This is a genomic window from Vreelandella songnenensis (assembly GCF_003002925.1).
Taxonomy (GTDB): Bacteria; Pseudomonadota; Gammaproteobacteria; order Pseudomonadales; family Halomonadaceae; genus Vreelandella; species Vreelandella songnenensis.
This window is the reverse complement of the sequence record NZ_PVTK01000001.1, coordinates 515,473-527,520: the sequence shown is the minus strand read 5'-3', so window position 1 is coordinate 527,520 and position 12,048 is coordinate 515,473. Positions and strand designations below refer to the sequence as shown.

Genomic DNA, 12,048 nt, shown 5'->3' with positions numbered 1-12,048 from the left:
CGCGTTGGCAATCAGTGCTCAACGCCGCCTTCACCGTGCACGTGGCCGTGCTCGGTCTCTTCCTGGCTTGCTTCACGAACGCTTGCGATCTCAACGTCAAAGTTGAGATGCACACCCGCCAGGGGGTGGTTGCCGTCAACGATGACCGTATCACCTTCGACGCTCTTCACGGTAACCATCAGCGGGCCGCCTTGCGTCTGGGCCTGGAACTGCATGCCCGGCTCGATGCCTTCGACGCCCTGGAACGCATCGCGCGGTACTTCTTGAACCAGCTGCTCCTGAACTTCACCGTAACCCTCTTCCGGGGTTACTTTCACGGTCAGCTTGTCGCCAGCCGCTTGGCCTTCCAGCTCTTTTTCCAGACCCGGAATGATGTTGCCCGCGCCGTGGAGGTAGGTGAGCGGCTCACGGCCTTCAGAACTGTCTAGCACTTCACCTGCATCGTTGGTCAGGGTGTAGTGGAACGCGACAACCGAGTTTTGCGCAATTTGCATTGAATAACCTTTCGGTGAGTGCATGTCCCAACATGGTAACGCGTGAGGCGTGGCTTGTCAGGGGGTAACCGGGGTTTTTGCGCGCACTCGCCCAACGCGGTATTGCGCCTTGAGAGGACCGGGGATACCCTAAGCCGACCACTTTTCCGCTTTTTGAGATTCTAATTCATCGGAGTTTGCTATGACGATCTTCCTTATCTGGCTTATCGCATTTGTCCTGATTGCCTACTTCGCCGATCAGCGCTGGAATCGCGGTGTCAGCCGGGGGCTTGACCGACTGCTGCCTAACGTATTGAAAAGTAACGGCGAAAATCGCTACCTGTGGGTGGCGGCGTTGGCCGTGTTGGGCGCCACCGCCCTGGTGCGGCCGGTAGAAATTCTGCTGGTACTCATCTTGCTGGCCCTTATCGGGCTGGTGGTCATGAAGCTTGCTGACTGGGCGAGCAGCATGAACCATTGAGGGCGTTAAAGCGCACGTAAAAAAGCCCGGCATCTTTCGATGCCGGGCTTTTTTTATATAGGTTAACGCGTCTGGATCAGTAAGGGGCAACGCTCAGGTTACCGCCGCTGCCAATCAGGCGCACGCGTTGACCGGCCTGATACTGGTGGTCGGCACGCTGTACCACCACGACATCGCTGCCGTCATCGCGGCGAATTTCCATTTCCAGGGCACTTACACGGTTGGCACGCTCTTCAGCGGCCGAACCGGCAACGGAGCCGCCAAGTGCACCGGCAACGGTTGCCAGTTGGCGACCCGTACCGCCACCCACCTGGCTACCCAGCAAGCCGCCGATCACCGCACCACCGCCGGTGCCCAGAAGGCCCCCGGCGCGGCTGTCAGCCTGAATCTGTACCGGGCGAATGGCAACGATGGTGCCGTAGGCAACGCTTTGGCCCGTTTGTGCCTGATTACCGCGATAGACATCGCCGGAATAGGGAGAAGTATTGGCACAACCCGCCAGAGTCAGAATGCTTAGCGCAGCAACAGGTAGTAAACGTTTCATTAAAACCTCCAGGATATGGCAGCTTGCAATGGCCAAAAAGGGCGCTTCAATTATAGAACAGTGTTCGCTAAAAGATAACTGAAGCGTTCTGTTTTGACCAGCGTTGGATTAAAAAGGTCAACATGAATAGTAATATAGACAGTGAATAAGAAAACAGTGTGCACCAATAACGATAAAAAACCAGGAGCCTGAAGGCTCCTGGTCGATGAAATTGTCTGATCAAGACGTGAACCGGGCGACAGTTTAGCCGAACTGGTTCATGGTATTGTCCTTGCCCCCGGCCTTGAGTGCGGCATCGCCGTGGAAGAACTCCTTGTGGTCATCACCAATATTGGAACCGGCCATGTCCTGGTGTTTCACCGTGGCGATACCCTGGCGTATCTCCTCACGCTGGACGCCGCGCACATAGGCCAGCATGCCTTCGTCGCCAAAGTAGCCTTTTGCCAGATTGTCCGTGGAGAGCGCGGCGGTGTGGTAGGTCGGCAGCGTAATCAGGTGGTGGAAGATACCCGCCTCGCGAGAGGAGTCGCGCTGGAAGTTGCGTGTCCACTCATCCGCCAGTTGGCCAAGCTCGGTGTTGTCGTACTCCACGCTCATCAACTTTTCGCGGCTATAGGCCGACACGTCCTTGCCTTCCTGTTCCCAGGCGTCAAACACCTGCTGGCGGAAGTTGAGCGTCCAGTTGAACGACGGCGAGTTGTTGTAGACCAGCTTGGCGTCCGGCACCACGTCACGGATGCGGTTGACCATACTGGCGATCTGGCCCACGTGGGGTTTTTCGGTCTCGATCCACAAGAGATCTGCGCCGTTTTGCAGGCTGGTAATGCAGTCCAGGATGACGCGGTCTTCGCCGCTGCCGGGCTTGAACTGGTAAAGGCCGGAGGCTAGACGCTTGGGCTTGACCAGCTTGCCGTTCTGCTTGATGACCACGTCGCCATTGTTGATATCGGCGGCGCTTGCGATCTCGTCGCCATCCAGAAAACTGTTGTATTGATCGCCCAGATCCCCCGGCTCGTGGGTCACGGCAATCTTCTGGGTAAGCCCCGCACCAAGGGAGTCCGTGCGCGCGACGATTACGCCGTCGTCGACGCCAAGCTCGAGAAACGCGTAACGCACGGCGTTGATCTTGGCCAGAAAGTCTTCGTGGGGAACCGTTACCTTGCCATCCTGGTGGCCGCACTGCTTTTCATCAGACACCTGGTTCTCCAGCTGGATACAGCAGGCGCCGGCCTGAATGAATTTTTTCGCCAGCAGGTAGGTGGCCTCGGCGTTGCCAAAGCCTGCATCGATATCGGCAATGATCGGGACAATATGCGTTTCATGGTCGTCGATCCGGGCGATGGCTTCCTGCTCCCGGGCGCTGTCACCGGCGGCCTTGGCGTCATCGAGTGCGCGGAACAGGTGGTTGAGTTCCCAGGCATCGGCCTGTTTCAGGAAGGTGTAAAGCTCTTCGATCAGGTTGGCCACCGAGGTCTTTTCATGCATGGATTGATCCGGCAGCGGGCCAAACTCGGAGCGCAGGGCGGCCACCATCCAGCCGGAAAGGTAAAGGTAGCTGCGTTTGGTCGTGCCAAAGTGCTTCTTGATCGAGATAAGTTTCTGCTGACCAATGAAGCCGTGCCAGCAGCCCAGCGACTGGGTGTACTGAGCAGTATCGGCGTCATAGGCGGCCATGTCTTCGCGCATGATTCTGGCGGTGTAGCGGGCAATATCAAGCCCGGTGTGAAAGCGGTTCTGGGCACGCATGCGGGCAGCGTATTCAGGTTTGATCGCTTCCCACTTGCCGCCTTGAGCTTCGCGCAGCTGGGCCATGGCCTTGATGTCGTCGAGCAGTCCAGTCATAGGGGTATCTCCTAGGTCGTTATAGCGATCCGCAAGCGGTAATGCCATGTTGCGCTTGCGAAGAGGTTTCAGCCGGGGCTGACAGAGTGCTTGTGTCAGCGGTATTGCTGAGCAGGCCAGTAAGCGCTGCAGTGCAATAACTATCAACGACGAAGAGAGATCCAACAATTGACACTTGGGGGCAGGCGGGGTTGTAGTTAAACGACAACGGCTTAGCAAAATGGCGGGTTTGTGTAGTCGTTTTTCGTCAGGCGGCTAAAGGGCGCATAAAAAAAACGCCACCCGAAGGTGGCGTCTGGGCGTGATCGATTGCTCGACTACTCTTCGTCTTCCTCACCCATGAAGCCCAGGCTGCCCGAGTTCACCAAGTGGGTCAGCAGCGCCGCGGCGCCTTTAAGTTCCAGCACCTCTTCGTACATGGGTTCGGTATCCGCCACGCGTTGGGCAAGCGCCTCGGCGCAGGGGTGGCCATCGCCATCCACAAACAGCGTGGTGCCGCCTGCATCGCTGCGCCAGGCAAAGCGCGAACCGGGCATGTGGAAAAGCGGCTCGCCGCTTTTCAAGTGCTCGACCAGCGCGGCTTCTTCCATGGGAGTGTCCAGCGGCACGACCTGATCCATGTACTTGGGCTGGGTCATCACGCGGCCAAACCACTGGGCGATCTGCTCGGGATTATCCAGCGTTTGCAGCATGAACTGGCGCATGCGCTCGATGGCCGCATCGTCAAGCTCGCCGGTCTGGCGGGCAGGCTGCATGCCCGCATCACTGTAGCGCTTGGAGGCCGGCAACTGCTCGCCCAGGTAGTCCGCGTAGGAGGTGATCGACTCGTCCGCCGAAGGCGCTCTAAAGCCTACCGAAATGGTCATGCAGTCGTCGGTCTGGCTGACGCCGTGGTGTGCCCAGCCCGGCGGCAGGTAAAGCATATCGCCCGGTGCCAGCGTCCAGTCTGAATCCGGCTCTACGTCGAAGGTTTCCAGAATACGCAGGTCGATACCCTGAATGATCGGCGCGTCATCGGCCTGCTTGCCGCCCAGCTGCCAGCGGCGGTGGCCGCTTGCCTGTAGTAAAAAGACATCGTACTGGTCGATATGCGGGCCCACGCTGCCGCCGGGAGGGGCGTAGCTGATCATGATATCGTCCAGGCGCCAGCGGGGCAGGAAGTCGAACTCGTCCATCAGCGCGGCGATGGACGGCACGTAATGATCCACCGCCTGAACCAGCAGGCTCCAGTGCCCTTCGGGCAGGCGCTCGAAGGTCGCCTCGTCAAACGGGCCATGGGAAACCTGCCAGGCGCTGTCCGGGCCTTTCTCTTCGACCAGGCGCGCTTCCACGCCGGGTTCGCAGGCAAGCCCGGCAAGCTCGTCGGGTTCGATGGGGCTGACGAAATCGGGGATAGCACCACGAATCAGCAGCGGCTTCTGTTGCCAGTAGTTGGCCAGAAAGTCTGCCGCGGTCAAATCGCCCAGCAGGGTGAGTGGCTTATCGTGTTGGCTCATGGTGGTATCCTAAGTGAGTGGCCGTAGCGCGTTTAAAAGCGCTTATGACAAGCTGTCAAGACGTTGGGTAAGGGCTTTGGCCTGGGCCTCGGCATTACCAATATAGCGTGCCGGTGAAAGCTCTTTAAGCTCTGCCTTGACGTCGTTGGGCAGTTCAAGGGTGTCAATGAAGGCAGCAAAGCCTGCCTGATCGATCCGTTTGCCCCGGGTCAGTTCCTTGAGTTTCTCGTAGGGCTTTTCAATCCCGTAGCGGCGCATCACGGTCTGGATCGGCTCGGCGAGCACTTCCCAGCTGTTATCCAGGTCCTCGATCAGGCGCGCCGGATTGGCTTCCAGCTTGCTGATGCCCTTGAGGCTGGCGTGATAGCCGATCAGGCCGTAGGCCAGGCCCACTCCCAGGTTTCTGAGCACGGTGGAGTCGGTCAGGTCGCGCTGCCAGCGGGAAATCGGCAGCTTCTGCGCCAGGTGGCCGAGTACCGCGTTGGCCAGTCCCAGGTTGCCTTCGGAGTTTTCGAAGTCGATCGGGTTGACCTTGTGCGGCATGGTGGACGAGCCGATTTCGCCCTCTACCGTACGCTGCTTGAAATAGCCCAGCGAAATGTAGCCCCACACGTCGCGGTCATAGTCGATCAGGATCGTATTGAAGCGGCAGATGGCATCGAACAGCTCGGCAATATAGTCGTGGGGTTCGATCTGCGTGGTGTAGGGGTTGAAACCGAGACCCAGGCCCTCGACGAACGTGCGCGCGTTGGCTTCCCAGTCGATGTCCGGGTAAGTGGCCAAGTGGGCGTTGTAGTTGCCCACCGCGCCATTGATCTTGCCCAGAATCTCGACCCGCTCGATCTGCTTGAGCTGGCGCTTCAGGCGATACGCCACGTTGGCCATCTCCTTGCCAAGCGTGGTGGGGCTTGCGGTCTGGCCGTGGGTGCGTGAAAGCATCGGCTGCGCTGCGTGGGCGATGGCAAGCTTGGCTACTTCGTCAGCTACTTCGTGCATGGTGGGCAGCAGCGCCTTTAGGCCGTCGGCCAGCATGACACCGTAGGAAAGGTTGTTGATGTCTTCTGAAGTGCACGCGAAGTGAATGAACTCGGTGACCGCATTCAATTCGGCGTTACCGGCAATCTTTTCCTTCAAGAAGTACTCCACGGCCTTGACGTCGTGGTTGGTGGTGCGCTCGATCTCCTTGATGCGCTCGGCGTCTTCAACGGAGAAGTCGCGAATCAACTGTTCTAGAAACGCGGTTGCCTCGGCAGAAAGCGGCGGTACTTCGACGATCTGGTTGTGCTCTGCCAGGCGCTGCAGCCAGCGAACTTCCACAATGACGCGGGCGCGGATCAGGCCAAACTCGCTGAAGTGTTCGCGCAGGGCCGAGGCTTTGGCGCCGTAGCGGCCGTCAACGGGGGAGAGAGCAGTCAAGGCGGAGAGTTGCATGGCGTCGTTTCCAAGTAGTTCGAGAGTAAGTGATTCAACAGCAAACGTGTGTGATGACCCGGGGCGCAGGCTATCGTGTTACCCCAGGCTGTCCAGCGCACGGCGTAGCGCCTTGCGCTGGAACACCAGCTTCCAGCGGCGGCCGCCCTGCTGGTGCCATAAAAGGCCGAAGCGCACGCCGGAAAGCAGACAGGCGCGCACGCGCTCGGGCATCATGCGGCTCTGCAGCAGGGACGGGTCGCCCTGCACCACGATGCGCGTCTTGAAGGTCGAGATGGTTTCCTGATACGCCTCGCCCAGGCTTGCGATCACGTTTTCATGGGTGGTGCCAAAGTGCTCGGCCTGGCCCTGAATACGCCCCAGGTGCTGGCCCAGCGTATCCATCATGGCGTCGTTGGTGCGCAGCTTGTTCATGACCAGCAGAATCGAGAAGCCGTAGCGCAGTACCACCGGGTTCGCCTGCTTGCGGCCCACCAGGGCTTCGAGGGTTTCAAGGCCTCGGCGCAGGTTGTTGGGGTGGCCGCCGTAGATCGCTTCAAAGCTTGCCGGATTGGTATCCACGGTGGCTTCGATCAGCGTCTCCCAGGCGCGGGTATCCACCTGGCCGGTGCGGGCCAGCTCATCGACCAGGCTGGCGGCCTGAAACACGCCCGCCAGGGCCAGGGCCTGGCGCAGGGCCGGTGAGTCCGGCGCGCGGTGAATCGGCGTGGGCGTGGTCATGCAAAAGCCTCCCCGGCGTTCCAGGTGGCGCGGATCACGCCGCCGCCCAGGCAGATGTCACCATCGTAAAGCACCAGCGACTGGCCGGGCGTGACCGCCCACTGCGGGTCATCGAAGGTGACTTCCACGCCGCCGTCGGGCAGGGTGCGCATTTCACAGGGGCAGTCGCTCTGGCGGTAGCGGGTCTTGGCGGTAAACCGGCCTGACTGGGCCGGTGGTTCACCGGCTACCCAGTCCATGGCTTCGGTGGCCAGAGTGTCGGACAGAAGCAGTGGGTGCTCCTTGCCTTGAACCACGATCAGCACGTTGCGCTCGAGATCCTTGGCGGCCACGTACCAGGGCTCTTCCGAGTAGTTGGCAAGCCCGCCAATGCCCAGGCCCTGGCGCTGGCCCAGGGTGTAGTACATCAGCCCCATGTGATCGCCGATTACATCGCCCTCTGGCGTTTCGATCTTGCCAGGCTGGGCGGGCAGATATTGCTGCAGAAAATCGCGGAAACGTCGCTCACCGATAAAGCAGATACCGGTGGAGTCCTTTTTCTTGGCCGTGATCAGATCAAACTGTTCGGCCAGGGCGCGGACCGCCGGCTTTTCAAGCTCCCCCACCGGGAATAGCGTGCGTGCGATGGCGGCTTCGGGCACGGCGTGCAGGAAGTAACTCTGATCCTTGTTGCCATCCAGACCCTTGAGCAAGCGCGGGCGAACGTCGTTATCGCCCTGGCTCACCCGCCCTTCACGCACGTAGTGGCCGGTGGCGATCTTATCGGCACCCAGCATTTCCGCGTACTCCAGGAATACCTTGAACTTGATTTCTCTGTTACACAGGATATCCGGGTTGGGGGTGCGTCCAGCCTTGTACTCGGCGAGAAAATGCTCAAACACATTATCCCAGTATTCGGCGGCAAAATTGGCCGTATGCAGCTTTATACCCAGCTTGGCACACACCGCCACGGCGTCGGCAAGGTCTTCCTTCGCCGTGCAGTATTCGGTGCCGTCGTCCTCGTCCCAGTTCTTCATGAACAGGCCTTCGACCTCGTAACCCTGCTGCTGCAGGATAAGGGCGGAAACGGACGAATCGACGCCACCCGACATACCGACAATCACTTTGCCGGCGGCGGGTGTGTTGGTCGTGGGCGAGCCATTGGTGGATGTCATTGGCATCCTCGGTTGAAGTGGTATGCAATTGGGCGGTGATTATACACGATGGGGGCTTGCTGCTTCGAGTGCTTCACTCCCGGATGACGCTTAACGGATAGCCGCGTTCGCAGGCAGCGTCCTCGATACGCCTGAGCACCAGCGGGCTGCGTAGCCGGTTCTGCGCATGCAGAGCACGGATTTCCTCAAGCGTGAGCCAGTGGGTAGCCGTGATGTCCGGGTCAAGCGGCGTATCAAGCAAGGCCAGCGGCTCGGCCGTAAAGCCATGGCTATGAAAGGTCTTGTCGTGGGTATGAAATATGTACAGCCCCAGATAGCCGGTCAGCGTAACGCGCCAGGCGGTTTCTTCTTCTACCTCGCGCAGTATCGCGGCGATCGGCCCTTCGCCGGGCTCGATATGCCCGGCAGGTTGGTTGAACACGGTCTGTGGGCCACCCTTGGCTTCTTCCACCAGTAAAAAGCGGCCGTCTTGCTGAATGACGCAGGCGGCGGTGCTATGGATGACGCCGCGCGTGCTCAAGAGTGCCTCCGCGGCCGGGTAGCGGTGGGCTTGCCCGAGCGCTTGGCCGATTTAGCCGGGCGCGGGGCGTGCAGAGTTTCGCGGCGCCACTCGCCGGGCTGCAGGTCGCCCAGTTGCCAGGCGCCGATCGAGGCGCGAATCAGCCTTAATGTGGGAAAGCCCACGTGGGCGGTCATGCGCCTCACCTGGCGGTTGCGCCCTTCACTGATGGTCAGTTCCAGCCAGCAGGTGGAAGGGTGGCGCTTGGGGTCGATGGCAGGTTCGCGGGGCGCAAGGGCCGGTGGTGTCATGAGCCGCGCCTTGGCGGGTCGGGTGGGGCCATCTTTGAGGTTGATACCACTGCGCAGGGCCTTGAGGGCGCTTTCGTCCATCTGACCCTCCAGCTGCACCCAGTAGGTCTTGGGCTGCTTGTGACGGGGGTGAGCGATACGGTGAATCAGCGCGCCGTCATCACTCAATAACAACAGTCCTTCAGAGTCGTAATCGAGCCGCCCGGCGGCATAAACGCCGGGTACATCAATCACGTCGGCCAGGGTGGCGCGCCCCTCGCTATCGGTGAACTGGGAAAGCATGCGATAGGGTTTATGCAGTAGATATAGGCTGCTCATAAAGTCTCTTACGTCTTGCGCCTGATTTGTCGACAATCTCTCATGCGGTTAAAGTGCAGCGCTGGTATACTCCTGCGTGACCGCTGGAGTCGTCGTCAACACCACCGAAGTGATAGTAAAGCAGCATGTCAAGCTGCTCCGCGCGCTTCGCGGCACGGTCTATCGTCGAATGAGCCGCGTAGCTTAGGATTTTATAACTAAAGCGACTAGAAAAGAGGTTAACGCAAAAATGTCCCAAACGCCGAAGATCATTTATACGCTCACCGACGAAGCCCCTGCGCTCGCGACATATTCACTGTTACCGATTATTGATGCCTTTACCGACTCTGCCGGTATCGAAGTTGAAACCCGCGATATCTCCCTGGCCGCCCGCGTGCTGGCCCAGTTTCCGGACCTGCTCAGCGACGAGCAGCGCGTAAGCGACGACCTGGCCGAGCTTGGCAAGCTGGCAACTACCCCGGAAGCCAACATCATCAAGCTGCCTAACATCAGCGCCTCCGGCCCGCAGCTCAAAGCCACCATCAAAGAGCTTCAGAACCAGGGTTACCCGCTGCCGGATTACCCGGACGAGCCCAAGAACGACGATGAAAAGGCCATCAAGGCCGCGTTTGATAAGGCCAAGGGCAGTGCGGTCAACCCGGTGCTGCGTGAAGGCAACTCGGACCGCCGTGCGCCGAAGTCGGTCAAGAACTACGCCCGCAAGTACCCGCACCGCATGGGCGAGTGGAGCAGCGACTCCCAGTCCCACGTGGCGCACATGAGCGAAGGTGACTTCTACGGCAGCGAGCAGTCCGCGGTCATGGAGCGTGCCGGCAAGCTCAAGATCGAGCTGCAGCACAAGGATGGCACCACGACCGTTCTTAAAGATGGCCTGTCCGTACTCGAAGGCGAAGTGATCGATGCCGCCAGCATGAGCAGCCGCCGTCTGCGCAGCTTCATCGACAGCGAAATCAATGACGCCAAGGCGCGCAACGTACTGTTCTCATTGCATCTGAAAGCCACCATGATGAAGGTTTCCGACCCGATCATGTTCGGCATCGTGGTAGAAGAGTTCTACAAGGCAGCGCTTGAGAAGCACGCCGACGCGCTCAAGTCCGCAGGCTTCAACCCCAACAGCGGTATCGGCGATCTGTACAGCGCCATCGAGTCGCTGCCGAGCGATCAGCAGGACGCGATCAAGGGTGATATCGACGCGCTTTATAAAGAGCGTCCGCCCATGGCGATGGTCAACTCGCACAAGGGCATCACCAACCTGCACGTACCCAGTGACGTGATCATCGACGCCTCCATGCCGGCGATGATTCGTGACTCCGGCAAGATGTGGGGCGCCGATGATCAGTTGCATGACACGAAAGCTGTCATTCCGGATCGTTGCTACGCCACTATCTACCAGGCGGTGATCGAGGATTGCAAAAAGCACGGCGCGTTTGATCCGACCACCATGGGCAGCGTGCCGAACGTAGGCCTGATGGCGCAGAAAGCCGAAGAGTACGGCTCCCACGACAAGACCTTCCAGATGCCTGCCGATGGTACCGTGGTGGTCAGCGATGATAGCGGCCAGACCCTGTTCAGCCACGAAGTGGAGAAGGGTGATATCTGGCGTATGTGCCAGACCAAGGATGCGCCGATTCAGGACTGGGTGAAGCTTGCCGTTACCCGCGCACGCGAAAGCGCCACGCCCGCCATCTTCTGGCTGGACGCCAACCGCGCCCACGACGCCCAACTGATCAAGAAGGTCGAAACCTACCTCAAGGATCACGACACCAGCGGTCTGGATATCCGTATCCTGACCCCGGTAGACGCCATGGCGGTATCGCTTGAGCGTATTCGTAAGGGCGAAGACACCATCTCGGTCACCGGCAACGTGCTGCGCGACTACCTGACCGACCTGTTCCCGATCATGGAGCTTGGCACCAGTGCCAAGATGCTCTCCATCGTTCCGCTGATGAACGGCGGCGGCCTGTTTGAAACCGGCGCGGGCGGCAGTGCGCCCAAGCACGTTCAGCAGTTCCTGGAAGAGAACCACCTGCGCTGGGATTCGCTGGGCGAGTTCCTGGCTCTGGCCGCCTCGCTCGAGCACCTGGGCAGCACCTTCAATAACGCGCGTGCCACGGTGCTGGCCAAGTCGCTGGATGAAGCCAACGGTCAATTCCTCGACAGCAACAAGTCACCTTCACGCAAGGTGGGTGAGCTTGATAACCGCGGCAGCCATTTCTACCTGGCGCTGTACTGGGCCGAAGCGTTGGCTGCCCAGAACGACGACGCCGAGCTTAAAGCGCTGTTTGCCCGCCTGGCGAAAACTCTGAAGGACAACGAAGAGACCATCGTGAGCGAGCTTAACGAGGTTCAGGGTCAGGCTGTTGATATCAAGGGCTATTTCCGCCCAAGCGGTGAGCTTGCAAGCCAGGCCATGCGCCCCAGCAAGACGCTGAACGAGTCACTGGCCGTGGTTGCCAAGGGCTGATACCCCCTCGCTCTGGGTTGCCCAGGCGGTGTAGCATGACCCCCGTCCCCTAACGGACGGGGGTTTTTGGCTTTTGCGGTATGCTGTTTTTCATACTCTTTTAACTACTCTTTCAAGAACTCTTTCAAGTACTCTGTGAACCCTTGTAGAACTTGAGCGTCATAGTAGGTGGCTGGTCACTGTTGCGCCTTGCAATGGTTAAATGGCACAGGCTAGGTCGTTTCTGAGTCCTTGAGATAACCAACAGTGCAATCTATGTCCATAGCGTTTGATATCAACAAGCCACTTCACGTGGTAGCCAGTACGACCCGACCC

Annotated in this window: 11 protein-coding genes; 2 read left to right on the top strand and 9 right to left on the bottom strand. The window is 59.5% G+C overall.

What is annotated here, in order from left to right; translation table 11 throughout:
• Window positions 1-11: 11 nt before the first annotated feature.
• On the bottom strand, window positions 12-494 hold the full coding sequence (locus B0H98_RS02310) for an FKBP-type peptidyl-prolyl cis-trans isomerase (RefSeq protein WP_106373445.1): 483 nt from the start codon (window positions 492-494) through the stop codon (window positions 12-14).
• Between the two features lie 181 nt (window positions 495-675).
• Between B0H98_RS02310 and B0H98_RS02305 the strand changes: the two genes are divergently transcribed.
• A complete protein-coding gene (locus B0H98_RS02305) occupies window positions 676-954 on the top strand; it encodes a hypothetical protein (protein WP_106373444.1) in 279 nt (92 codons plus the stop codon).
• Window positions 955-1,030: 76 nt separating this feature from the next.
• On the opposite strand, the gene B0H98_RS02300 is transcribed toward B0H98_RS02305, so the two are convergent.
• The 8 genes from B0H98_RS02300 to B0H98_RS02265 all read right to left on the bottom strand — a co-directional run bounded on the left by B0H98_RS02300 (window position 1,031) and on the right by B0H98_RS02265 (window position 9,269).
• Window positions 1,031-1,498 (bottom strand): outer membrane lipoprotein, encoded by a 468-nt coding sequence (locus tag B0H98_RS02300; RefSeq protein WP_106373443.1) that lies wholly within the window; start codon window positions 1,496-1,498, stop codon window positions 1,031-1,033.
• Window positions 1,499-1,741: 243 nt separating this feature from the next.
• Window positions 1,742-3,340, bottom strand: a complete 1,599-nt coding sequence (locus B0H98_RS02295; RefSeq protein WP_106373442.1) for an isocitrate lyase — start codon at window positions 3,338-3,340, stop codon at window positions 1,742-1,744.
• A 317-nt stretch (window positions 3,341-3,657) separates the two neighbouring features.
• Window positions 3,658-4,836 (bottom strand): cupin domain-containing protein, encoded by a 1,179-nt coding sequence (locus B0H98_RS02290; RefSeq protein ID WP_106373441.1) that lies wholly within the window; start codon window positions 4,834-4,836, stop codon window positions 3,658-3,660.
• Between the two features lie 42 nt (window positions 4,837-4,878).
• The gene (gene purB, locus B0H98_RS02285; RefSeq protein ID WP_106373440.1) at window positions 4,879-6,267 is read right to left on the bottom strand and encodes an adenylosuccinate lyase; all 1,389 of its coding nucleotides are present in this window, start codon (window positions 6,265-6,267) and stop codon (window positions 4,879-4,881) included.
• A gap of 78 nt (window positions 6,268-6,345) precedes the next feature.
• Complete coding sequence (hflD, locus tag B0H98_RS02280; protein WP_106373439.1) at window positions 6,346-6,987, bottom strand: high frequency lysogenization protein HflD; 642 nt, start codon at window positions 6,985-6,987, stop codon at window positions 6,346-6,348.
• Window positions 6,984-8,141: a tRNA 2-thiouridine(34) synthase MnmA gene (mnmA, locus tag B0H98_RS02275; protein WP_106373438.1), complete on the bottom strand. Its 1,158-nt coding sequence runs from the start codon at window positions 8,139-8,141 to the stop codon at window positions 6,984-6,986. The genes hflD and mnmA overlap by 4 nt, the downstream gene beginning before the upstream one ends.
• Before the next feature lie 73 nt (window positions 8,142-8,214).
• On the bottom strand, window positions 8,215-8,661 hold the full coding sequence (locus tag B0H98_RS02270) for an NUDIX domain-containing protein (protein WP_106373437.1): 447 nt from the start codon (window positions 8,659-8,661) through the stop codon (window positions 8,215-8,217).
• The gene (locus B0H98_RS02265; protein WP_106373436.1) at window positions 8,658-9,269 is read right to left on the bottom strand and encodes a pseudouridine synthase; all 612 of its coding nucleotides are present in this window, start codon (window positions 9,267-9,269) and stop codon (window positions 8,658-8,660) included. Before B0H98_RS02265 ends, B0H98_RS02270 begins: the two co-directional genes overlap by 4 nt.
• 229 nt (window positions 9,270-9,498) lie before the next feature.
• Between B0H98_RS02265 and B0H98_RS02260 the strand changes: the two genes are divergently transcribed.
• Window positions 9,499-11,733 (top strand): NADP-dependent isocitrate dehydrogenase, encoded by a 2,235-nt coding sequence (locus tag B0H98_RS02260; protein ID WP_106373435.1) that lies wholly within the window; start codon window positions 9,499-9,501, stop codon window positions 11,731-11,733.
• Window positions 11,734-12,048: the final 315 nt, after the last annotated feature.

Excerpts from the sequence above, each read along its gene's own strand:
- B0H98_RS02310 (WP_106373445.1), bottom strand. The coding sequence starts at position 494 with ATGCAAATTGCGCAAAACTCGGTTGTCGCGTTCCACTACACCCTGACC.
- B0H98_RS02305 (WP_106373444.1), top strand. The coding sequence starts at position 676 with ATGACGATCTTCCTTATCTGGCTTATCGCATTTGTCCTGATTGCCTAC.
- B0H98_RS02300 (WP_106373443.1), bottom strand. The coding sequence starts at position 1,498 with ATGAAACGTTTACTACCTGTTGCTGCGCTAAGCATTCTGACTCTGGCG.
- B0H98_RS02295 (WP_106373442.1), bottom strand. The coding sequence starts at position 3,340 with ATGACTGGACTGCTCGACGACATCAAGGCCATGGCCCAGCTGCGCGAA.
- B0H98_RS02290 (WP_106373441.1), bottom strand. The coding sequence starts at position 4,836 with ATGAGCCAACACGATAAGCCACTCACCCTGCTGGGCGATTTGACCGCG.
- purB (WP_106373440.1), bottom strand. The coding sequence starts at position 6,267 with ATGCAACTCTCCGCCTTGACTGCTCTCTCCCCCGTTGACGGCCGCTAC.
- hflD (WP_106373439.1), bottom strand. The coding sequence starts at position 6,987 with ATGACCACGCCCACGCCGATTCACCGCGCGCCGGACTCACCGGCCCTG.
- mnmA (WP_106373438.1), bottom strand. The coding sequence starts at position 8,141 with ATGACATCCACCAATGGCTCGCCCACGACCAACACACCCGCCGCCGGC.
- B0H98_RS02265 (WP_106373436.1), bottom strand. The coding sequence starts at position 9,269 with ATGAGCAGCCTATATCTACTGCATAAACCCTATCGCATGCTTTCCCAG.
- B0H98_RS02260 (WP_106373435.1), top strand. The coding sequence starts at position 9,499 with ATGTCCCAAACGCCGAAGATCATTTATACGCTCACCGACGAAGCCCCT.